Genomic DNA, 23,122 nt, shown 5'->3' on the forward strand with positions numbered 1-23,122 from the left:
AGATAAAATGTTAATCCTTAACGTTGGAGAGGATGGCCATGGGTATAGAAGAAACGAGGGAAGGGCGTATTCAAATCGGTCTGTCCGGCTGGGGAGATCATGATGAGCTCTATGAAAAGGGTACGAAGGCCGGGGAAAAACTGCGCGCGTATACCAGACACTTCCCGATCATTGAGATGGACAATACGTTTTACGGCATTCCTTCGCCGGAAAGAATGCTTAAATGGAGCTCCCAGACGCCGGATGGTTTCGGCTTTATCGTGAAGGCCTATCAGGGGATGACCGGGCATTCCAGGGCCAAAAAACCTTACTCCGACACCAAAACGATGTTCCAGGCTTTTAAAGATTCGGTTGAGGTGCTGAAAAAGGACGGAAAATTAAGAACCGTTTTGTTCCAATATCCTCCTTGGTTTGACTGCGAGAGGAAACACGTGGATATCCTGAAAGTAACCAGGGAATGGATGGACGAATTTCCGGTAGCCCTGGAATTTAGGAACCGCAGCTGGTTCACGCCGGAGTATAGGGAAAAAAACGCTTCGATTCATGCAGGAAGAAGGCTGGATTCACAGTATCGCAGACGAGCCGCAGGCCGGCCCCGGCTCCATTCCGCTCGTACTGGAACCGACGCAGGAGCACGCTACGATGATTCGCCTTCACGGACGGGATGCAGCCGGCTGGCATGCCAGTGGACAAGAGAACTGGCGCGAGGTCCGGTATTTGTACCGATACAGCCGCGAGGAGCTGGAAGAATGGAAGGAAAACCTGTTTAAGCTGCTCCAATCCACGAGGGAATGCTGGCTTATCTTCAATAATAATTCCGGAGGGGACGCTGCAGCGAATGCCAAACAATTGCTTCAACTGCTGGATATGGAAACCGGTCCCCAGGCTGTCAGGCAATTGGAGTGGTAAAAATGTCTAGAAATATGGATGGTTATCCTATAAATGTAAGAAAATTGGCCTTTGATGCTCAAAAATGAGTGAAAACGTCACGAATTTGACGTAAATTCATCTGTTTATGAGATCATTATTATATAAAAAGGCTATTTTCGGTCTGGTGGTTAAGTGTATTATAATGGGGCTGTAAAAGAATTTCCGTCCATGAACTATCAAAATAATCTGACGGAGGGAGTCAGCGATGAAGACCCTTGACAGAATGGCAGAAGGACCATGGCAAAAATATCACGGTCCGAACTTAGGGTACATTCAAGACCAGTATGAAATGTTTTTGAAAGATCCGCAATCCGTGGAGCCGGCATTCCGTGAACTGTTTGCCAGCTGGGGATCTCCTCCATCTTTGCCAAACGAAGAAAAGAAAGCGGATACGCACGTATCCGGGGGTACGATTGACCGCAATTTACTGAAGAAAAGCGTAGATGCCGGCAAACTGGTGTGGAACATCAGAACTTACGGCCATTTGGCAGCAGACATTGACCCGATTGGTATCGGAACCGAAGTGGACACCCGTCTTCTTCAACCGGAAACGTATAATCTCAGCCAAGCGGATTTGGCGGCCCTGCCTGCAGAGATCGTCTGGGAGGAAGCTCCCGGAGATGTCAAGAACGGATGGGAGGCAATCCAGCGGCTGTATCAAATATATACAGGAACGATTGCCTATGAGTTTAGCCATGTGCACGAAGAAGAGGAGCGTAACTGGCTGAACAGCCAGGCCGAGTCCGTGATTCATCAGACCCGGCTGAACAACGATGAACGCAAGCATCTGCTGAAACGCCTGCTTGAAGCGGAACAGTTCGAGGAATTTTTGCACCGGACTTTTGTCGGAGCGAAGCGTTTCTCGATTGAGGGCAACGACGCCCTTGTTCCGATGCTGGACGAAATCGTCCGTGAGATGGCACACGAGAATGTAAGCTCCGTCCTGATGGGCATGGCCCATCGCGGTCGTCTGAATGTGCTTGCCCATGTGCTGGGCAAGTCCTACAGCAAGATTTTTTCGGAATTCCTTCATTCGCCGAACAAACATCTGGTTCCTTCCGAGGGATCGATGGGCATCAATTATGGCTGGACGGGGGATGTGAAATACCATCTTGGCGCCGACCGTTTCGTAAAGGAAGCCGATGCTCACGAAATGCGCATTACGCTTGCGAACAACCCGAGCCATCTGGAGTTCGTCAATCCGGTGGTCGAAGGTTTTGCGCGTGCGGCGCAGGAAGACCGCAGCAAGCCGGGATACCCGGAACAGGACGTCAACAAGGCTGCAACGATTTTGATCCATGGCGATTCGGCATTCCCTGGCGAAGGCATCGTCGCGGAAACGCTGAATTTCAACAAACTTCCGGGCTTCCGCAACGGAGGAACGATTCACGTGATCGTGAACAACCGTATCGGGTTTACGACGGAAGGCAAGGATTCCCGTTCTACTCATTATGCGAGCGACTTGGCCAAGGGATACGAGATCCCGATTATCCACGTCAATGCTGATGATCCGGAAGCTTGCATCTACGCTGCACGTCTGGCCAGCGAATACCGCAATCGGTTTAAAAAGGACATCCTGATCGATCTCGTAGGATACCGCAGATACGGTCACAACGAGACGGACGATCCGGAAACGACCCAGCCTTTGATCTACCAAAAAGTGAAACAGCATCCGACCGTGGCGAATCTTTATATGAAGAAACTGGTGGATGCGAAGGTATTGAATCAGACGGAAGCCGACGAGCTGAAGTCCAAAGTCCAAAACGGCCTGAAGGATGCTTACGAAAGCGTAAAATCGAAGGAATCCTCGGACCATGTGCTGTTGAACCTTAAGCCGTCCGGAGATAACCGGAAGGTAAAGGCGAAAACCAGCATTCCCGTGGATCAGCTTCGGGCGATCAATACCGCGCTTCTGAACTGGCCGAAGGATTTCACCGTATATCCGAAACTTCAACGGATTCTTGAGCGCCGCAGCGCCGCGCTGGAAGATGGCCAGAAGGTGGATTGGGGTCATGCCGAGACGTTGGCGTTTGCTTCGATCCTTGCGGATGGCAAGCCGATCCGGATCACCGGGCAAGATGCGGAACGCGCGACGTTTGCACACCGAAATCTTGTTCTTCATGATTCGGTAAACGGCTCAACCTTCTGCCCGCTGCATCGTCTGCCGCAGGCAAAAGCCTCGTTCGCGATTCATAACAGCCCGTTGTCCGAGGCCTCCGTGCTTGGCTTCGAATACGGTTATAACGTATATTCGCCGGAAACGCTTGTCATTTGGGAGGCTCAATACGGTGACTTTACAAACTGCGCCCAGGTCATCATTGACCAATTCATTACGTCGGGCAGCTCCAAATGGAGACAAAAATCAAGCTTGGTCATGCTCCTTCCGCACGGTTATGAAGGACAGGGACCCGAGCATTCAAGCGCCAGACTCGAGAGATTCCTGCAGCTCGCCGGAGAAGACAACTGGACGGTTGCTAACCTGACAAGTGCAGCCCAGTATTTCCATCTGCTTCGCCGTCAGGCATCCATCATGAATACAGAGGATGCGCGTCCGCTCGTGCTGATGGCTCCGAAGAGCCTGATCCGTAATCCGCGCGTCGCCTCGCCGGTTACGGCATTCAGCCAAGGCTCCTTCCAAGAGGTGCTGGAGCAGCCGGGCCTGGGGCAAACGCCTAAAAACGTGGAACGCCTTGTACTTTGCTCCGGTAAAGTGGCGGTGGATTTGGAAGAGGCTTTGGAGAAGCAGAAGGATGAGGATCATTCCTGGCTTCACATTGTGCGCGTAGAGCAGCTCTACCCGTTCCCTAAAGAAGAAATCGCCCGGATTATGAAGCAGTATCCGAATTTGAAAGAAATCTTGTGGGTTCAGGAAGAGCCTCAAAATATGGGCGGCTGGAGTTACATGGAGCCGCGGATTCGCGAAATTGCGCCGAAGGGAACCGAGGTTTGCTACAGCGGCCGTCCGGAGCGTTCCAGCCCGGCAAGCGGATACCAGGACGTACACCTGTACGAGCAGCAGACCATCATTTCTTTTGCCCTGAATCGGAAAACTATAAATCAACATATCTCATTGGGGAGGTAAGCGGCTGTGAACGAAATAACTGTACCAGCTATGGGCGAATCCATCACCGAAGGAACGATATTCAAATGGCATGTCAAAGAAGGGGATAGCGTTAATATCGGTGATGTGTTGCTCGAGTTAGAAACGGATAAGGTCAATCTGGAAATCAGTGCGGAGGCAAGCGGTGTTGTTCAAAAAATCCTTTGCCAGGAAGGGGACAATGTCACGATCGGTGAAGTCATCGGTCAGATTTCCCCGGAAGAAGGCGTAGGGAGTGAGCCTGCGCCAACGAAGGGCGAAGAAGCTCCGGCGCCTGTTCAAGCGGAGACGAAAGCTGCGCCCGAGCCGCCTAAACCGGCGGCAGAGAGCGCAGACGGATCAACGCCAACAGCTTCTCCATCCGCCCGTAAACTGGCGCGCGAGCGCGGGATTGATCTGGATCAGGTACAGGGCCGCGACCCGATCGGTCGTATCTATCATGATGATGTGAAGAATCATTCTGCCGAAAGCGCCAAACCTGCCGCCGCGGGCAAGCCGGAACAGCGTTCCGCGGCTCCGGCCGCATCTGCGGACAGCATCGGCAAGCCCGTTGAACGCCAGCGGATGTCACGCCGCCGTCAGACGATCGCGAACCGCTTGGTCGAAGCGCAGCATACCGCCGCGATGCTGACCACGTTTAACGAGGTCGACATGACTGCCATTCTGGATGTCCGCAAGCGCCGCAAAGACGCTTTTAAGGAAAAGCATGATGTCAGTCTCGGATTTATGTCTTTCTTCACGAAAGCCGTTGTAGGTGCCTTGAAACGGTTCCCGCTTCTGAACGCTGAAATTGACGGCGAGGATATCATCGTGAAAAAATTCTACGATATCGGAATCGCCGTATCGGCTAAAGAAGGCTTGGTCGTGCCGGTAGTTAGAGATGCCGACCGGCTTGGCTTTGCGGAGATCGAGAAAGAAATCGTCGATCTGGCCAATAAAGCACGCAGCAACACGCTGTCTCTGTCCGAGCTGCAGGGAGGAACCTTTACGATTACCAACGGCGGCGTGTTCGGCTCGCTCCTTTCCACGCCGATCCTGAATACGCCGCAGGTAGGCATTCTGGGAATGCACAAGATCCAGCTTCGCCCGGTTGCCATTGACGCCGAGCGTTCCGAAAACCGTCCGATGATGTATATTGCCCTGTCCTATGATCACCGGATCGTGGACGGAGCGGAAGCCGTTCGTTTCCTGGTCACGGTCAAAGAACTGCTGGAGGATCCGGAATCGCTGTTGTTGGAAGGCTAATTCAGGTATTTAAATATGCAATGATAAGACCGTCCCCGGAGTTGGAGCGCTTGGCTGTTGGGGACGGTCTTTTTAGGTTGCAAGTTATAAGTCTGCGTTTAAAAAGAGGGTTTAAGAGTTTAAGAGCCGGATTGGTCTTTCTTATCGGTCTCAGAGGAGCTGCGAGGGTTCCATTCTTCGGCCTGAGGCTCGATATCCTGCCCTTTCTTTGCCTTATCCCTTTGCTCCTTGGAGTCGTTTTTTGGTATCTTGTTTGTTTCTAACCTCATCTCCGGATGGCTGTGTCATTGGAATTCCTCCTTTATAAGTTCGGTATAGTAGTACATACCCTTACGACAAGAAGAACAAACAATTCGTGTGCTATAAGGGTTAGGTTGATTCCTCCGTGGCGTGAGTGTAACATGGATAGAAAGGCATAAGCCTTCCGACAGGACGGCTGTTGAAAGGAGAGTAATATCATTGAAGGTATCATCGGAAAATCGGACATTCGTTTTTACGGGCTCTTATGCGGAAAGCCAGGAGAACGGGATTTGCGTTTATTCATTTGACCGGCAAACGGGAGACATGGAGCTGTTGGATCAACAATCCGGCATAAAGAATCCGACATTTTTAAATGTGGATACCCAAAACAACCGTCTTTACGCGATCGGCGAAACCTCCGATAACGGCCGTAAATCGGGAGAAGTCGTTACTTTTGAAATCGACCGTCGACGGGCAAATTAAAGGAACTGTCACGCGTTCAGGGAAGCAGCAGTTCGACCTGCCATATTCAGCGGGATCCCGAAGATCAATTCCTGATCGTGACGAGTTACCACGGAGGATTGGTCGATCTTATTTCGCTAAACCGGGAAGGCGTGGCCGACCAGCTTCTGGACGAACAGAGCCATGAGGGATACAAGACAGCATCCGACCAGCAGCCGAGAGCGCATTCGGCCTTTTTCAGCCCGGATGGCCAGTACATATTCGTCCAGGACTTGGGTTTGGACAAAATCATATCCTATCGCATCAACAAAAACGGGCGGAAACTTGAGTTCAATGGAGAAACGGTTATCGAGCCGGGGTCGGGCCCCCGTCACCTCGCGTTTCATCCAAACGGAAAATATGCCTACGTCATCAATGAATTAAAATCGACCATAACGGCTTTTCGCTATCTTCCCGAAGATGGACGTCTGGAAACGATTCAAACGGTATCAACGCTGCCGGCAGATTTCGAAGGGGAGAGCTACTGTGCCGAGATCGCGGTATCGGGAGACGGACGCACGGTTTACGGTTCGAACCGCGGACATGACAGCATCGCCGTCTTTTCCGTCGACCAAAGTTCCGGTGAGCTTGCTCCAGTCCAGTATGTTTCCACGGAGGGAGGCCATCCGCGCCATTTCTCCCTGATGCCGGGGGACCGTTTTATGGTCGTGGCAAACCGGGATGGCAACAATCTGGTGCTGTATGAAGTTCACTCGGAAGACGGAACGCTTCGGTTTACCGGTCAAACGGTTCGGCAATCCAAGCCGGTATGCGTAAAACCCGCAGTATTCGAGATTTAGGTCGAAGGTATTTCAAAGTCGAAAGCTCTGCCTCACGGCAGAGCTTCTTTTTTAGGCTTTAGCCAGTTGAGCACGCGAAGCGTGCGAAACATAAAACCACCTGCTATGCGGGTGGAGGGATCAAGGGTTACACCAATAAGACCATTCCGATAACATTGAGATGTTCAGGCTCAACGGAAGGAATGGTCTTAATGGCAAACAAGAATTATAGCTTAGCTCACACGAAGTGGATGTGCAAATATCACATCGTGTTCACCCCGAAGTATAGACGTAAAGAAATATATAATCAAGTGAGAAGAGACTTGATCGAGATCTTCAAGCGTCTATGTAAATATAAGGGAGTGGAAATCATAGAAGGTCATATGATGCCAGATCATGTGCACATGCTGGTAGCAATACCTCCTAAAATAGCTGTATCAACATTCATGGGATATCTGAAGGGGAAAAGTGCGCTAATGATCTTTGAGAAGCATGCCCAATTAAAGTATAAGTACGGGAATCGAAAATTTTGGGCGGAAGGCTATTATGTAAGCACAGTAGGATTAAATGAAGCAACCGTCGCTAAGTATATTCGCGAGCAAGAAGCACATGATCAAGCAATAGATAAGCTGAGTGTAAAAGAGTATAAAGATCCATTCAGTGGTAAAAGTAGCAAAAAGAAATAAACCAGTTTAACTGGTAAGTGGAAGTGACAAATAACACTGAGCCTGAACAGATTTGAGGTCAGGCTAGCGTCTTTAGGCGCAGTTTGGCAACAGGGGGTTATACCCCAAGTGTAAACCACCCGTTGGACGGGTGGTTCTGATTGATTCTTCTTCGATTCAGAACCCGAACGGTTAGGGTATGTATTATCATGCTAACTAATCAAGGAGGGTTGCCAATGCCATCAGAGAAGCGTTTGGACGGAAAAGTTGCGATTGTTACGGGAGCTGGTTCGGGAATTGGTCGTGCCGCTGCCCTTCTTATGGCAAAACACGGAGCGAAGCTGCTGCTTATCGATATTGAACGCGAGCGCGTTGAGAAAGTGAAGGCTCAAATCGAGCGGGGAGGCGGCGAAGCGCTGGCAGGGAACTGCGATATCTCGAAGCCGGAATCGTTGACCGAGTGTTTCAGGCAGGCTGCCGACAGGTGGGGAAAGATCGACATCGTGTTCGCGAACGCCGGCATCAACGGAACGAAGGCGCCGATTGAAACGATGGAGATTGAGGATTGGGACCGAACGATCAACACCAATCTAAGGGGAACCTTTGCAACGGTCAAGTATGCGATCCCCTACCTGAAGAAAAATGGCGGAAGCATTATCATCACGAGTTCCATCAACGGAAACCGCGTATATACCAGTTTTGGATTTTCCGCTTACAGCACAACCAAAGCCGGACAGGTCGCGTTTATGAAGATGGCGGCATTGGAGCTGGCCCAATTCAAAATCCGCGTCAATGCCATTTGTCCGGGGGCGATCGCCACGAATATCGATGATTCCACCGACGAAAGGCCCGAGCTTGAAGAAGTCCGGATCCCCATTGAATATCCCGAAGGCGACCAGCCTTTGGCCGAGGGGCCGGGGAAGCCGTCCCAGGTGGCTCAGTTGGTGCTGTTCCTTGCCTCCGATGACTCGTCCCATATCACCGGTACGGAAGTATACATTGATGGAGCGGAATCGCTCCTTCATTAAGCTTTGCATGCGTTTGACAAACACGCCTGAATTCTTCATAATAAATGAACATGTTTTCAAAAAAATAATTCAGGTGATCAGACATGGGTATCGTTGTAGTGGAAATTTGCGACAGCAATTTGATGAGTGCCTTGGATCTCGAACATCTGGAGGAGCTTTACCCTGAGATTGCCGTGCTTCGCGCGGATTGTATGAACCTTTGCGGTTTGTGCAAGCTGCGTCCCTACGCACTGGTTAACGGGAAACGGGTTTTCGGTAAAACTACCGAGGAATGCATCGAGAACATCAAGGCCGCCATTGAATCCGAGCTGGCCATTTATCATGAAAATTAATCGTCGGATGATGATGTTACCATATTAAAAGGCATGCCGCGTATCGCGGCATGCCTTTTATATAGATTTTAGTCTTGCTAGGGACGCGGATTAACCGGCTGCTACGGTCTCTTCGCAGGTTTCGGAACAAAATCCGTGATGAAGCTCTTCGCATTGATCGCAGCAGATATGCTGCAGATGGCAAGCGTCGTTGGCACAGTTAATGTACCGGTCGGCAGGCTTGCCGCAGTGATGGCATTTTCCAACCACGATATCTTCATCGGTTCGGTTGATTTGCACGGAAATGCGCTCATCAAACACGTAACATTTGCCGTCGAAAAGACGCCCCTGTACCTCTGGATCTTTACCGTAGGTTACAATCCCGCCTTCCAGCTGGGCGACATCCTTAAAGCCTTCTTTTAGCATGAAGCCGGTCAGCTTTTCGCAGCGGATTCCGCCCGTGCAGTACGTTAGAATGGTTTTATCTTTGTACTGGCTCATATTTTCGCGAATCCACTCCGGAAATTCCCGGAATGAATCCACATCCGGACGGATCGCGTTTCTGAAGTGGCCGAGATCATATTCATAATCCGTTCTTCCGTCCAGAACGATAACGTCATCCTGCTGAAGTGTTTCATAAAATTCTTTTGGCGACAATCGTTTCCCGCTGATAATGTTGGGGTCCAGCTCTTCGTCTACGCGGAAGGTTACGAGTTCTTTCCGGTGCCGCACAAACATTTTGCGAAATGCATGCCCTTCGGAGGGGTCGATTTTAAATACCATGTCCGCAAACAACGGATTGGCTTTCATATGGCGCATGTACTCTTCAGTCTGTTCTACCGTGCCGGACACGGTACCGTTAATGCCTTCCGAGGCAACGAGGATCCGGCCCTTCAGTCCCAGGTCCTTGCAATACTGCAAATGTTCGCTTTGGAACGCCTCGGGATCCGGGATGGGAACGAATTTATAATAAAGCAAAATTTGATATGGAAGTTGTTTCGTCATATATATCACCTGTTCTATTTTATGGATTTTTGAAAGGCCTGCTTATACTTAGGAAGTACTTATAAAAGTGTAGTGAATTTACGTTACTTAGTCAACTGAAATGTATAGAAAGTTTACAAGCAAAGGAAGAGAAAAATCCCAATTGACGCGAACCGCATCGTACATATAAAAATATGCATAATAAACCGTTGTTCAAATCTATTTTTTTTTGACTTGACGCTTTTATCGATAAAAGCGTCAATGCGGTGTCGCTTTGTGTCGTTTAATCAATGGGTTGTTAAAGAGAGGGGTTATCGGATTGAAAAAGAACATGTGGTTGTCATTGACTTTGTCGGCTTTGCTCCTGGCATCGGCCGGATGCGGCAACAAGCCTGAAGAGGGAAGCCCTTCCAACGGTTCGGGAGGGGACACGGATAAGAAGTCTTACTCGATTGCGATCTCGCAATACGTTGAGCACCCTTCCTTGGACGCTACGAGAGAAGGGATCATGGCCGCACTCAAAGACGGAGGGATTACGGAGGGCGATAATCTGGAGTTGGATTACAGCAATGCCCAGGGCGACCCTACCAACAACCTGAGCATCGGCCAAAAGCTGAAGGATACGAAAGCGGATCTGGTCATCGCCATTGCAACCCCTTCCGCACTGACGGTAAAAGACAATGTGACGGAGAAGCCGGTACTCTTTGCGGCGGTTACCGATCCGCTGGATGCAAAGCTGGTTTCGAATCTCGAAAAACCAGGCGGTAACGTATCCGGTGCCTCCGATACGAACCCCGAAGCAACCAAACAGCTGATGAAGTTTGTCAGCACGCATTTTCCGAATGTCAAAAAAAGTCGGCATCATTATTAACGAAGGCGAAGCCAATGCCGTCGTGATGTCCAAGACGGCTGAAGAAGCACTGAAGGAGTACGGCATTGAGCTTATCAAAGCTCCGGTAACCAACACATCCGAGGTGAAGCAGGCTGCCGAATCGCTTGTCGGCAAGGTAGATGCCTTCTATATCACGCTGGATAATATCGTTGTCAGCGGCGTGGACGCGGTTATCCAGACGGCTAAAGCCAACAAACTGCCATTCTTCTCCAGCGACCGGGATACGGTGGAAAAAGGCGCATTCGCAACCGTCGGTTTCAAATACTTCGACCACGGTTACCAGGTGGGCCAAATGGCGGTTGATGTGTTGAAGAACGGGAAGAATCCGGCGGACATGAAAATCACGATTCCGGATAAATTGGACTTGATCCTGAATGCCAAGGCTGCAGCCGATTACGGAATCGAAGTAACGGACGCCATGAAGCAGGAAGTCAAAGACCCGGACAACAACATCATCGAATAACGGCAAGGCGCGGACAGGATTGCCCGCGCCTTGCTTAATCTTAGAGGAGGTCTTGAGCATGTTTGATTTCATAAGCAAATTGGATGGCCCGATTGAATTGGGTCTGTTGTACGCACTCATGGCGCTCGGCGTCTATATTACGTTCCGTATCCTTGACTTCCCGGATTTGACCGTTGACGGCAGCTTCACTACAGGCGGGGCCATCGCAGCCGTATTGATTACGGATGGGGCATCCCCCTGGATCGCAACCCTGGCGGCATTTGGAGGGGGCATGCTTGCCGGGATCTGCACAGGCTTGCTCCACACGAAGGGCAAGATTAACGGACTCTTATCCGGGATTATCATGATGATTGCTTTGCACTCCATCAATATGCGGATCCTCGGCAAGCCCAATGTCTCGCTCAGCGGAGAGAACACGGTGTTTTCAACGCTGGATCCCATCGTGATCATAGCCATCATCGTTATTGCCGGCAAGCTGCTTCTGGATGCTTTCTTCCGGACGGACTTGGGGCTGTCCCTTCGGGCTACAGGCGACAACAAACGGATGATCCGAAGTTTTGGGGTGAACACCGATATTACGACGGTTCTGGGGCTGAGCATCTCCAATGGTTTGGTTGCGCTATCAGGTGCGTTTGTGGCCCAGCAGTCCAGCTTTGCGGATATCAGCTCCGGGATCGGAATGATTGTTATCGGGCTTGCTTCCGTCATCATCGGAGAGGCTATCCTTGGAACGGGAACGGTATTCAGAACCACGCTTGCGGTCGTTCTCGGCTCCATCATTTACCGGATCGTCGTGGCGATTGCCTACGAGGTTAAATGGTTTGAAGCCTCTGACCTGAAATTGATCACCGCCGTGATCGTGATCGTCGCCCTCGTTGTGCCGACCATCCGCAGGACCCTGAAGCAGCAATCCATGGCACGGAAGCGTTCCGCGCAAATTTTGGCCGGGGACGGAAAGACCGAGGGAGGTGCGGTATAATGCTGAACATGAACCATGTGTCCAAGCTGTTCAATCCGGGTACCGTGGATGAAAAAATTGCGTTGACAGGGGTAAATCTTCATCTCAAGCCGGGAGATTTCGTTACCGTTATCGGAAGCAACGGGGCGGGAAAGTCCACCTTAATGAATATCATCTCCGGCGTCATGAAGCCGGATGCCGGGGAGGTCAGCATTGACGGCAATTCCATCGGTCACCTTCCGGAATACCGGCGCAGCCGGTGGATCGGCAGGGTATTCCAGGATCCGATGGCGGGAACGGCTCCCCATATGACGATCGAGGAGAATCTGGCGATGGCTTACCGTCGCGGTGCCTCGCGGGGATTAAGCATTGGGGTAACCGCCGTCAAACGCAAGATGTTCCGTGAACAGCTGACCCGTCTCGGCATCGGGCTGGAAAACCGGCTGCGCGCCAAAGTAGGCATGTTGTCCGGCGGTGAACGCCAAGCGCTTAGCCTGCTGATGGCGACGTTTACGAAGCCTCAGATCCTGCTGCTGGACGAACATACGGCGGCCCTTGATCCGGCTCGTGCCGAATTAATCACTCGCCTGACGGAGGAGATCGTCCGCGAGCTGAAACTGACCACGTTGATGGTTACCCACAACATGGAGCAGGCGATCCGTCTCGGCAACCGCCTTATCATGATGGACAAGGGGTGGATCATCCTCGACGTAAGCGAAGAACGCAAAAAACATCTCACCGTCGAGCAGCTGCTCGGCGAATTTGAACAAATCAGCGGACATAAGCTGTCCGATGACCGGTTGATGCTTGGCTAGGATTTGTTTTTCGAATGCCGGCTTTCCAGCCAGTAATACCGGTATTTCGCAAACCGCATCGATATGATGCGGTTTCTTCCGTTTTTTCCGCTTTCGTTCCAATCACACCCCTGGCGAATTGCATCGAATCTTGAAGAGAACTTGCCTATGAAAGAGAATCGGATGGATTCGTTGAGGTTTTTCGAAGCATAAGAGCGGTTGCCGTAAAGCTTCAAAGTATGATAAGTTTATTTTTACATATTGTTACATAGTGAGGAGTTTACAAAAAATGGCTTCGACGCAAACAACACTAGAGAAAGATGGGCAGCGTACCGCTCAAAAATGGCTGATCTTCGCGGGAGTCATTTTAATAGCCGTAAATTTGCGGGCCGGGATTACTTCCGTCGGTCCTTTAATCGGGATGATTCGCGAGGATACGGGTATTTCCAATGCGCTGGCCGGAATGCTGACGACCCTTCCGCTTCTGGCGTTTGCCATATTGTCCCCGCTGGCGCCGGGTTTTGCCCGGAGATTCGGCATCGAATCGGCACTCCTGCTCAGCATGGTCGTGTTAACCGCAGGCATCTGGATCCGGTCGGTTTCGTCCCCGTGGACGCTTATGCTTGGAACGGCTCTGCTCGGTTCCGCCATCGCCGTAGGGAACGTCCTGCTTCCAAGTTTGATCAAGCGGGATTTTCCCCGAAGCATTGGCTTATTGACGGGAACCTATTCCATGTCCATGAATTTGCTGGCCGCTGTTGCGTCCGGAATCAGCATACCTCTGGCCGTTCAGGCAGGTTTGGGATGGCAGGGGTCCCTTGCGGTCTGGTCGGCGCTGTCGGTATTGGCGATCCTGGTCTGGACGGTGCAGCGTAAACAGCGTGCCGAGGTAAGCGGGTCAACGTCTGCGGTGAAAGGGCAGAGCTTGATTCGCTCCCGCATGGCTTGGAATATCACCTTGTTTATGGGTCTGCAGTCCTTTACTTTTTACTGCAATATTTCCTGGCTTCCCGAAATCCTTCACAGCCAGGGGCTCGATTACAGCTCGGCTGGATGGATGCTCTCCATACTGCAATTCGTCAGTCTTCCGTTTTCATTCATTATTCCCGTGCTGGCCGGACGCAGACCCAATCAGCGTCTGCTTGTGTTCTTATCCGCTTTATGCATGTTTACGGGATATGTCGGACTGTTCTCCGGTCTGCAATCTTTAAATCTGTTGTGGGTGATGCTGGTCGGGATCTCGGGCGGGGCCAACTTCAGTCTGTCGCTGATGTTCTTTACGCTGCGAACGCGCACGGTACATGAAGCCGCCGCGTTATCCGGCATGGCGCAGTCGCTGGGTTATCTTCTGGCGGCCGTCGGACCGATGCTGATCGGTTACATGCATGATTTCACCGGCGGATGGAAGACATCGCTTCTCATCTTGTCCGGTGTCGTGGTCCTGCTCTTCTTTTTTGGCATGGGGGCGGCTAAGCCGGGGTATGTATCCTCAGGTGCCGAGAAGAAGGCATAAAATGCACGCGACCTTTTTTTGGGAGAACTGAACAGATTAAAGAATCCCCGTTCCTGAATTTGCGGGGATTCTTTTTGTATCGATACGTCAAGAGTCTTGCTCCATATCCGTCTGGATGGATTCATCGGCTCCGGCGTGATCCCTGCTCCAATCCTTATGCAGAGATCTGTTTTCATAATCAAACCGGTTCGGCGGGCGTTGATCGGCTCTCCAGGGACTGCTCTTGCCGAGAGACGACTCAAGGCTGGAACCGTAAGGCCCTTCCGGGAATTCCTCGGCAACCAGGTCGTTGCGCTGTGACTCTACCGTTGAGACATCGGTGTATTTGTCGCGGTTTTCTTTTTTTGAACGGTGTGCTCATCTTGTTTTCCTCCTGCATAGCTTTAAGGTACCATTTAATTAGTACTTTTTTAAGTTTTCCCCCGGGCTCAAGGATCATTCATTTTATAGATGCATTCGTAAATAAAGCCATGTTTACACCGGGTTAATAATAAACGGGTAAAATACAATTACAGACATTTGAATTTAACGGACAGGAGGTCATAACAGCCTGTGAACGGAAAAGTCGAAGTAAACAGTCAGTCCCGACCCAATCGGCTGCGGCTGCTGAATGAGGTTTGGTGGACGGCGTTGAAGCTTGGAGCAACTTCTTTTGGCGGACCGGTCGCGCATTTGGGGTATTTTCACGATACCTATGTGAAACGAAAAAAATGGATGGACGAGCGAACTTACGCGGAACTGGTCGCTCTATGCCAGTTTTTGCCCGGTCCCGCCAGCAGCCAAGTAGGCATCGGCATCGGGATCCGGCGGGCGGGAATGATCGGTGGTTTGGTGGCATGGCTCGGATTTACGCTTCCGTCCGTTCTGCTTCTCATCGCTTTTGCTTACATATTACGGGGGGTTGATGCCTCGGCCCAGGGTTTCGTACAAGGCTTGAAATTGGTTGCCGTAGCCGTCGTGGCCCAAGCTGTGCTCGGCATGGGAAACAAACTTGCATCTGGACGGGTAAGGGCCGGCATGGCTGTCGGCTGCATGGCTCTTGTTCTGCTTTGGCAAACCCCGTGGGTTCAGGCTGCATCCATCGCCGCATCCGGAATGGCGGGATGGCTGCTGTTCCGTGAGGAGAAGGAAACGCCAGCGATCGAAGATAAGCCTCTTATCGGACGGCGTACAGGTTTTGCTTGTCTTGCTCTTTTTGCGGTTCTGCTTGCAGGGCTGCCGCTGTTAACCGAATGGACCGGCGGCAATCCATGGATTTCGCTCATCGACAGCTTTTACCGGACCGGGTCGCTTGTGTTCGGGGGAGGACATGTGGTTTTGCCGCTGCTGGAGACGGAGACGGTCGCGAAAGGCTGGATCAGCCATGAGGATTTTGTAGCCGGATACGGAGCGACGCAGGCGGTACCGGGCCCCTTGTTTACTTTTGCAGCTTATCTCGGCGTGCTGATTCAAGGTATTCCCGGAGCAGTATTGGCGATTTTGGCGATTTTTCTCCCGGGATTTCTTCTGGTTGCCGGGGCCATGCCATTTTGGAGCGGACTCACGGGAAATAAAGCCCTTCAAGGGGCTATCGCAGGAATGAATGCGGCGGTGGTAGGTATTCTGTTTGCTGCTTTATATGACCCGATATGGACTTCCTCCGTCCATACCCCTTTGGATTTTGCACTGGCCGCCGTTTTGTTTGTGATGCTCGCGATCTGGAAGCTTCCGCCCTGGGCGGTGGTATTGGCCGGAGCTATTGCGGGACAGCTTCTGTTCTAGCGAAAATACGGGGATTTATCCAAAGCTTTGGCGAACATGCGCCAAGGTTTTTTTGTTCATCCTTGATTCGGCAAGGAGTAAAAAAGGCGGGTTTTGTTTAATGTATAGGGTGACAGGCGGCTTGGGAAAACCAAAAGTCAATAACTCCGGATAAGAGGAAGTGAACATTAATGTTTGATTGCATCATTGTGGGCGGGGGGATCGCCGGCTTGCAGGCGGCCATTCAGCTTGGAAGGTACAGTGCGTATAATGTCGTGGTGATCGATAAGGGAACCGGACGTTCAACCTTATGCCGGAGCTATCATAATATTTTGGGATGGCCCGGGGGGATACCCGGCGAAGAATTGAGGAATCGCGGGCGGGGCCAGGCTGAGAGCTTCGGCGTGACCTTTCGACGGGATACGATCGTTAAAGCCGAGACCATAAAGGACGGTTTTGTACTATCCGGCGAAAGCGGCAAGTTGTATGAGGGGAGAATGCTACTGCTCGCGACGGGGTTGACCGACCGTTTTCCCGACATTCCGGGGCTGGTTCCGACTCTCGGAAGGACGGTCTATGTATGCCCCGATTGTGACGGGTACGAGGTGCAGGACCGGAAAACCATCGTGATGGGCGCGGGCAACCCGGGGGCGGACATGGCGATTCTGCTGCGGGACCGTACGCCGGACATTACTTACGTGAATCACGAACAGACGCCTGTTGATCCGGGACGGATGGAAGAAATGGAAACCAGGGGAATAACCTATGTGGACAAAAGCATTGCCCGGATTCTTTTGAAGGAAGATGGTCTGATCCAGGGGGTCAGCCTGGGAGACGGATCGGTCCTGCCGGCGGAACGGGGGTTTATTTCTTTTGGCGGCAACCAGGTCCATTCGGAGCTTGCGGTACAGCTGGGAGCGGAAATTGAACACAACCGGCATGTAAAAGCCGATCCAAGGACGAAAATGACAAACATTCAAAAACGTTTGGGTGGCCGGGGACTTAGGCGTTCACTCCGAACTCGCCACCGTAGCCATGGGGGATGGCGCTACAGCCGCGATATGGATTAATAAGGCATTAAAAAAAACGTTCGGCAGGTAAATCCCAACAAAAATGATCGGAAAACATAAAATTAGGATTGCGTTATTCGACACGGTGTATTATGATGATCTAAATTATAGGCGACTATAATGTGATTTTTTTTAATTGAATGATGTGGGAACAGGTGCGGGGGTTTTACGATCTCTGCTTAAAAGGGAAGTCCGGTGAAATACCGGCGCGGTCCCGCCACTGTAACGGAAGAGTTTAGGGCTTTGACATGTCACTGATCCGATGGATCGGGAAGACGGCCTCAAGACGATGACCCGGAAGCCAGGAGACCTGCCTGTTCTGACAACACTGCTGTACCTACGGGAGATAGGGAGGTGTTAAGAAGCGGCGCGTCGATTTTAAAGTATGCGGGGCATCTTTACCTATGTCTATAGGGGGAGGTGTCCCTTTTCGTGTTTGTCCATCGGAGAGGGATATAGAAACCGTCAGACTGATTATGGAGGGGAAGAAATGAATCATATTCAAAGCGGTAACCTGGGATATCCTCGCATTGGCGAGAACCGGGAATGGAAAAAGGCATTGGAAGCCCATTGGGCCGGAAAGCTGGAGGAAGCGGAGCTTCTTGAACAAATGAAGCTAATCCGTCTATCGCATCTGAGAACGCAGAAGGAGAAAGGGATCGACTGGATTCCGGTTAACGATTTTACCCTGTACGATCACGTGCTGGATACGGCCTTCATGTTTGGTTTGATTCCCGAGCGGTTCAAAAGCGGCGGCAATGGGGCGTCGCTGTCCACCTATTTTGCCATGGCCCGGGGGAGCAAAACCGCTTCCGCCTGCGAGATGACGAAATGGTTTAACACCAATTACCATTACATCGTCCCGGAATTGGGCGAGGGCGAGCCCGTGCTAACCGTTAACCGTCCTTTGGAAGCCTATCGTGAAGCAAAGCGCGAAGCGGGCATCGAGGCCAAGCCCGTTATCGTAGGGCCGTACACGTTTGTAAAGCTGTCCAAGGGATATGACGCCGGGAATGTGGACCGCATCCTGGACCGATTGCTGCCGCTGTACGTACAGGTACTTCAAGAACTGCAGGCGGAGGGAGTGCAGTGGCTTCAGCTGGACGAACCTTCGCTTGTCGCCACGATGACCGAGGACGAAATGGCGCGGGTTGAACGTATCTACAGCGTGCTGCATGAACAAGCCCCGGAATTGAACATCATGCTCCAGACCTATTTTGATTCGGTCGAGTTTTATGACAGAGTGGTTTCTTTGCCGGTTCAAGGCGTCGGTCTTGATTTTGTCCACGGTTTGGAAGGCAACCTGGCCGGACTTCAGCAGCACGGTTTCCCTCAGGATAAAGTACTGGGAGCGGGAGTCATCGACGGGAGAGGCATCTGGAGGGCGGACCTGAACCGGCAGCTTGACCTGATTGAACGGCTGACGGCTTATGTGCCGCAGGACCGCATCGTCGTTCAGCCGTCCAGCAGTTTGCTTCACGTTCCGGTGACGGTTGCATCAGAGCATAAGCTGGATCCCGTTCTGCATGATGCGCTGGCTTTTGCGGCGGAAAAGCTGAACGAAGTGAAATGGCTGCAGCGGGCCGTCATTGAAGGCAAGAATGCCGTTCGGCAGGAATTCGAGGCTGCGAGCCTGGCGGTAAGCCGGCTGAACCAATCTCCTCAGCGCAGCAGGCAGCAGGTTCAGGATCGGATGGCCAAGCTGGATCAGGAGCCGTCGAAACGGATCTCCCCGTTTGCGGAGCGATCGAAAAAACAGCAGGAAAAATGGCGCCTGCCTTTGCTGCCGACAACGACCATCGGCAGCTTCCCCCAAACCGCCGAAGTGCGGAAAGCCCGCCAGCTCTGGAGGAAAGGGGAATGGTCCCCCGAGCGTTACCGGGAGTTCATCCGGGAGGAAATCGGAAAATGGATCGCGATCCAGGAAAACATCGGGCTTGACGTGCTTGTCCACGGCGAATTCGAGCGGACGGACATGGTCGAGTTTTTCGGCGAAAAGCTGGGCGGATTCGCGTTTACATCCCATGGATGGGTTCAATCCTATGGCTCCCGCTGCGTCAAACCTCCGGTTATTTTCGGGGATGTCGAGTTTCTCGCCCCCATGACGACGGAAGAGACCGTATATGCCCAGTCGTTGACGGGCAAGCCGGTTAAAGGAATGCTGACTGGACCGCTGACCATTCTGAACTGGTCCTTTGTCCGCGACGATATTTCCCGCGAATCGGCAGCGTTCCAGATCGCGTTTGCCCTTCGGGAAGAGGTAGAGGCGCTGGAAGCCGCCGGGATCGAGATGATCCAGGTTGACGAACCTGCTTTGCGGGAAGGACTCCCTCTTAAAAAGGACCGTCATGCACGATATCTGGAACAGGCCGTGCTTGCTTTCAAGCTGGCCACGTCCACGATCCGGGATACGACCCAAATTCATACGCATATGTGCTATTGTGAATTTCACGACATTATCGACTCCATCCGGGCGCTCGATGCGGATGTGATCTCCATAGAAACGTCGAGGTCGCACGGGGAGTTGATCTCTCACTTCGAGGACCATACTTACGACCTGGGCATCGGGCTCGGCATGTATGATATACATAGCCCCCGCGTTCCTTCCGTGGAGGAAATGGTCAGCATGATGGACCGGGCTTTGTCCGTATTGGATCCCCAACTGTTCTGGATCAACCCGGATTGCGGCTTGAAGACTCGCGGTTTGGAGGAAACGGTGGCCTCGCTGGAAAATATGGTGAAAGCCGCAAAGATCTACCGCGAGAAATGCGCGGTTGTCGCCAAGAACTAGATAAGAGCTCCATTGTTTAATAAAAAGAGACATCCTGCGAACGCTGAGCGTTGACAGAATGTCTCTTTTTTGCCGCCCATTTGTTCGGCTAAAGGTTAAAACGCAGAATTTGTTCCTCTTGATTCAATGCACGGAGAAGCTCCGCCTGTTTCGGGCCCATCAGGTCAAAGTGGGGGTAAGGCTTCCGGTGGTGGATGTATTGCGGATCCAGCCCGTGCTCCAGACACCACCGCTTCAGCCGGACAATATCGCTGCAGCCAACCTTGGTTACCGTTCGGAACTGGGGGAAGCGCGGATCGTACCAGAAATGCGTCAGATAAGCGATTTCTCCCCTGACTACCGAACGCTGCCATTCCTTCAGTTCCTGTCTTGTGATGCCGAACGCCATGAAAGCCTCATCCTTTTGTTTCAGTATACTTTCTCATTATACCAGCATATACATGATTGCAGTACAAGGGTTGCGGCCCGTTAAATCCGAAGTTTGGCGAAAAGGAAGAATACGATAGAAAGCGGGGGAACGTCCATGATTCTTGAAGCGGCAACGCTGCATATCAAGCCCGGCCGGATCAACGAGTTCGAGAGCGCTTTTCGGTCGGCCTACGGCATCGTTTCCGGAATGAGGGGCTATCTGGGGCATGAGCTGTACAAATGCGTCGAAAATAAAAGACGAGTATATCCTGCTCGTACGCTGGAGCGCCATTAAGGATGTCACCGTCGGCTTCCGGAAATCGCCCGAGTATCAGCAGTGGCTCGAGGTGCTTCAGCCATTCTGCGATCCGCAGCCGGATGTCAAACATTACATTGACATCCGGGTCGGGGGAAGAGAGCAGGCGGAGGCGCGATATTTGCAGGACGACAGTCATACCGCCGAAAAGCTTAACGATTAAGTACGCCTGACTGTCTCAATCCGAAACGGCTGTCGTCCATTGAGCCTGCCGACGAAGCCGTATATGCGTATTTTCGCTAAAAAACAAGGATTGTCGGGTGGGGATGCCGAAATGGGATAAGGGCATCTTTTTTGATGAGGAGTGGTTTCTATCACCGATTACAATGCTGTCAGAGAGCTGGCCGGACAGGTTAGGACAAACGTTTGCAAAGTCATTGTCGGAAAGGAAGACCTGATCGACAAACTGTTTATTGCCCTTGTAACGGCGGGACATGTCCTGCTGCAAGACGTGCCGGGAACAGGGAAAACCTTGCTGGCAAAAACGCTCGCCAAGTCTGTGGATTGCGAGTTTAAAAGAGTACAGTTTACGCCGGACCTTTTGCCGTCCGATCTGAGCGGAATCTATTACTTCAATCCGAAATCTTCCGAGTTTGCTTTCCGCCCGGGACCCTTATTCACGCATATTCTGCTCGCGGATGAAATAAACCGTGCCACCCCGCGCACCCAATCCAGCCTGCTTGAATGCATGGAAGAACGCCAGATCAGCATCGATGGCGTCACCCATGCGCTGGAAAATCCGTTCATGGTCATCGCCACGCAAAACCCGCTGGAGCAGCAGGGAACGTTTCCGCTTCCGGAGGCTCAGCTTGATCGGTTTCTGTTCAGGTTAAGCATGGGGTACCCGAGCAGGGAGGAGAGCGTCACCATCCTGAAGCGTTTTAAGGATGATGAGCCGCTGAAGGAACTGAAAGCAGTCGCGCCGACGGAGAAGCTCCTGCAGGCCAGACAAGCTGCCGCAAGGGTATACGTCAGTGATGAGGTGCTGAACTATATGGTTGAACTCGCGGAACGGACAAGGAAAGACGATGTCGTGTCATCGGGCGTCAGTCCGAGGGGATGCCAGGCGCTTTTGAAGGCCGTCCAGGTTGAAGCCATCCTTCAGGGAAGGGACTTCGTCACCCCTGACGACATCAAGCGGCTGGCCTCCCCTGTCTGGGCGCACCGGCTGCAGCTGCGGGGAACGGTCCGGACGCGCGAGGGAGCGGGAGCCGCCGAAGAAGTCATTGCCCGGGCTATCCGGGATACAACCGTTCCCGCCGAAGGCACGGCAGCGCTTTAGGAGGGAAATATGGGTGCATACTGGATACTGTTGATCGGAGCGCTGGTCATTGTCCTTCAGGGCGCTTTATTTCGCCGTTATGCGTTAAAGAGGATTGCATACAGCCGTTCGTTTAAAGTCTCGGCCTGTTACGAAGGCGAACATTTCGAGCTGGTGGAAACGATCGAAAACCGGAAAATCGTTCCGGTACCCTGGCTGCGGGTGGAATCCCAGTTCAAAGCGGGGCTCAGGTTTCAGGGCCAGCTCAACCTGGATATCAGCGAGGGGCAGTTTGCCCAGAACCATAAAAGCTTTTTCAGTCTAATGCCATGGACCAAGATCGTAAGAAGGCATGATGTTACGGCGAGCCGACGGGGCATGTACCGCCTGGGTACCGTGTCAATGACCTCGGGGGATCTTCTGGGCACGGGCTCCGCCGTTCTCAGCTTACCGCTCGAGGGCAAGCTTGTCGTTTACCCTGAGCCGCTGGATATGGCGGAGATGGAAATGCCCGTTCAAACCTGGATGGGAGAAACGTTGGTCCGCAGATGGATTGTGCAGGACCCGTTTTACCTGTCCGGGGTCAGGGAATACCGTGAAGGGGATTCGCTGAAGGATATCCACTGGAAGGCAAGCGCCCGAACCGGTGAACTGCAGGTGCACCGAAGGGATGCGACCGCAGACAGCAGGATTGTCATGTACCTGAACGTCGAGGACCATGAGCATATGTGGAGCCGGTCTACCAGGCCCGAGCCGGTGGAATACGGAATCCGGCTTGCTGCCGGAGCGGCCGCCGAGCTGCTGTCGCATGGGATGGAGGTGGGAATCGGATCAAACGGCATGTTGGAAGAGGAGGGAGGACCTTTTCCCGGGATCCCCGCCGCCGGAGGCTCGGAGCAGCTGTCCCTTATACTGGAATACCTGGCGGTTCTTCAGCTCGACCGTCGTCTGTCATTCCACGAATTTCTGGAGGGGGAGCTTGTCCGTCTGGAAGGAAAGTACGAGGTGCTTCTGCTGACGACCTACATGAACGACAGGCTGGAGGATGTTATGGCCAAGTACCGTGCAGAAGGCCATAACGTCATGGTCCACCTGTTGGAAGAGAAGGCATCTCATCGCAAGGGGGCTTAAGG

16 protein-coding genes, 5 pseudogenes and 1 riboswitch are annotated in these 23,122 nt (G+C 52.2%); of the genes and pseudogenes, 18 read left to right on the forward strand and 3 right to left on the reverse strand.

Annotated elements, in window-relative coordinates:
- Positions 1 to 32: 32 nt before the first annotated feature.
- The 7 genes and pseudogenes from XI25_RS13795 (at position 33) to XI25_RS13825 (ending at position 8,820) form a co-directional block, all read left to right on the forward strand.
- Positions 33 to 909 (forward strand): annotated as a pseudogene (locus XI25_RS13795) (DUF72 domain-containing protein).
- A gap of 226 nt (positions 910 to 1,135) precedes the next feature.
- Positions 1,136 to 4,012, forward strand: a complete 2,877-nt coding sequence (locus XI25_RS13800; RefSeq protein ID WP_046679101.1) for a 2-oxoglutarate dehydrogenase E1 component — start codon at positions 1,136 to 1,138, stop codon at positions 4,010 to 4,012.
- A 6-nt stretch (positions 4,013 to 4,018) separates the two neighbouring features.
- Positions 4,019 to 5,275 carry a 2-oxoglutarate dehydrogenase complex dihydrolipoyllysine-residue succinyltransferase gene (gene odhB / locus XI25_RS13805; protein WP_046679102.1) on the forward strand — a complete coding sequence of 419 codons (1,257 nt, stop codon included), beginning with the start codon at positions 4,019 to 4,021 and terminating at the stop codon, positions 5,273 to 5,275.
- Positions 5,276 to 5,734: 459 nt separating this feature from the next.
- Positions 5,735 to 6,816: pseudogene (locus XI25_RS13810) on the forward strand (lactonase family protein).
- A gap of 191 nt (positions 6,817 to 7,007) precedes the next feature.
- Entirely contained in the window at positions 7,008 to 7,481 is a 474-nt protein-coding gene (gene tnpA, locus XI25_RS13815; RefSeq protein WP_046679103.1) for an IS200/IS605 family transposase, read from the forward strand.
- Positions 7,482 to 7,696: 215 nt separating this feature from the next.
- On the forward strand, positions 7,697 to 8,488 hold the full coding sequence (locus tag XI25_RS13820) for an SDR family oxidoreductase (protein WP_046679104.1): 792 nt from the start codon (positions 7,697 to 7,699) through the stop codon (positions 8,486 to 8,488).
- A gap of 83 nt (positions 8,489 to 8,571) precedes the next feature.
- Positions 8,572 to 8,820, forward strand: a complete 249-nt coding sequence (locus XI25_RS13825) for a DUF1450 domain-containing protein (protein WP_046679105.1) — start codon at positions 8,572 to 8,574, stop codon at positions 8,818 to 8,820.
- A gap of 90 nt (positions 8,821 to 8,910) precedes the next feature.
- Here the strand turns inward: XI25_RS13825 and trhO are convergent, their stop codons facing one another.
- The gene (trhO, locus tag XI25_RS13830; protein WP_046679106.1) at positions 8,911 to 9,804 is read right to left on the reverse strand and encodes an oxygen-dependent tRNA uridine(34) hydroxylase TrhO; all 894 of its coding nucleotides are present in this window, start codon (positions 9,802 to 9,804) and stop codon (positions 8,911 to 8,913) included.
- Positions 9,805 to 10,102: 298 nt separating this feature from the next.
- Between trhO and XI25_RS13835 the strand changes: the two are divergent.
- From XI25_RS13835 to XI25_RS13855, 4 genes and pseudogenes are all read left to right on the forward strand, one after another.
- A pseudogene (locus XI25_RS13835) lies at positions 10,103 to 11,138 on the forward strand (ABC transporter substrate-binding protein).
- Between the two features lie 58 nt (positions 11,139 to 11,196).
- Positions 11,197 to 12,117: an ABC transporter permease gene (locus XI25_RS13840; protein WP_046679107.1), complete on the forward strand. Its 921-nt coding sequence runs from the start codon at positions 11,197 to 11,199 to the stop codon at positions 12,115 to 12,117.
- Complete coding sequence (locus XI25_RS13845; RefSeq protein WP_046679108.1) at positions 12,117 to 12,911, forward strand: ABC transporter ATP-binding protein; 795 nt, start codon at positions 12,117 to 12,119, stop codon at positions 12,909 to 12,911. The genes XI25_RS13840 and XI25_RS13845 overlap by 1 nt, the downstream gene beginning before the upstream one ends.
- Before the next feature lie 268 nt (positions 12,912 to 13,179).
- Positions 13,180 to 14,403 (forward strand): CynX/NimT family MFS transporter, encoded by a 1,224-nt coding sequence (locus XI25_RS13855; RefSeq protein ID WP_046679110.1) that lies wholly within the window; start codon positions 13,180 to 13,182, stop codon positions 14,401 to 14,403.
- An 87-nt stretch (positions 14,404 to 14,490) separates the two neighbouring features.
- Here the strand turns inward: XI25_RS13855 and XI25_RS34645 are convergent.
- Positions 14,491 to 14,748, reverse strand: a pseudogene (locus tag XI25_RS34645) (hypothetical protein); the annotation flags it as partial.
- 207 nt (positions 14,749 to 14,955) lie between these two features.
- On the opposite strand from XI25_RS34645, the gene XI25_RS13860 reads away from it, so the two are divergent.
- The 3 genes and pseudogenes from XI25_RS13860 to metE all read left to right on the forward strand — a co-directional run bounded on the left by XI25_RS13860 (position 14,956) and on the right by metE (position 20,004).
- On the forward strand, positions 14,956 to 16,164 hold the full coding sequence (locus XI25_RS13860; protein ID WP_046679111.1) for a chromate transporter: 1,209 nt from the start codon (positions 14,956 to 14,958) through the stop codon (positions 16,162 to 16,164).
- A gap of 170 nt (positions 16,165 to 16,334) precedes the next feature.
- Positions 16,335 to 17,244 (forward strand): annotated as a pseudogene (locus tag XI25_RS13865) (NAD(P)/FAD-dependent oxidoreductase).
- 105 nt (positions 17,245 to 17,349) lie between these two features.
- Positions 17,350 to 17,545, forward strand: a riboswitch (cobalamin riboswitch).
- 158 nt (positions 17,546 to 17,703) lie between these two features.
- The gene (gene metE, locus XI25_RS13870; protein ID WP_046679112.1) at positions 17,704 to 20,004 is read left to right on the forward strand and encodes a 5-methyltetrahydropteroyltriglutamate--homocysteine S-methyltransferase; all 2,301 of its coding nucleotides are present in this window, start codon (positions 17,704 to 17,706) and stop codon (positions 20,002 to 20,004) included.
- Between the two features lie 88 nt (positions 20,005 to 20,092).
- On the opposite strand, the gene XI25_RS13875 is transcribed toward metE, so the two are convergent.
- Positions 20,093 to 20,392 (reverse strand): hypothetical protein, encoded by a 300-nt coding sequence (locus XI25_RS13875; protein WP_046679113.1) that lies wholly within the window; start codon positions 20,390 to 20,392, stop codon positions 20,093 to 20,095.
- A gap of 135 nt (positions 20,393 to 20,527) precedes the next feature.
- On the opposite strand from XI25_RS13875, the gene XI25_RS36290 reads away from it, so the two are divergent.
- From XI25_RS36290 to XI25_RS13890, 4 genes are all read left to right on the forward strand, one after another.
- A complete protein-coding gene (locus XI25_RS36290) occupies positions 20,528 to 20,707 on the forward strand; it encodes an antibiotic biosynthesis monooxygenase family protein (protein WP_327204784.1) in 180 nt (59 codons plus the stop codon).
- Positions 20,640 to 20,891 carry a hypothetical protein gene (locus XI25_RS13880; RefSeq protein ID WP_327204785.1) on the forward strand — a complete coding sequence of 84 codons (252 nt, stop codon included), beginning with the start codon at positions 20,640 to 20,642 and terminating at the stop codon, positions 20,889 to 20,891. The genes XI25_RS36290 and XI25_RS13880 overlap by 68 nt, the downstream gene beginning before the upstream one ends.
- 141 nt (positions 20,892 to 21,032) lie before the next feature.
- On the forward strand, positions 21,033 to 22,010 hold the full coding sequence (locus XI25_RS13885) for an AAA family ATPase (protein WP_235439871.1): 978 nt from the start codon (positions 21,033 to 21,035) through the stop codon (positions 22,008 to 22,010).
- Between the two features lie 9 nt (positions 22,011 to 22,019).
- Entirely contained in the window at positions 22,020 to 23,120 is a 1,101-nt protein-coding gene (locus XI25_RS13890) for a DUF58 domain-containing protein (protein WP_046679114.1), read from the forward strand.
- The last annotated feature ends 2 nt before the right edge of the window (positions 23,121 to 23,122 follow it).

The organism is Paenibacillus sp. DMB20 (assembly GCF_000987955.1).
Classification (GTDB): domain Bacteria; phylum Bacillota; class Bacilli; order Paenibacillales; family Paenibacillaceae; genus Paenibacillus_AQ.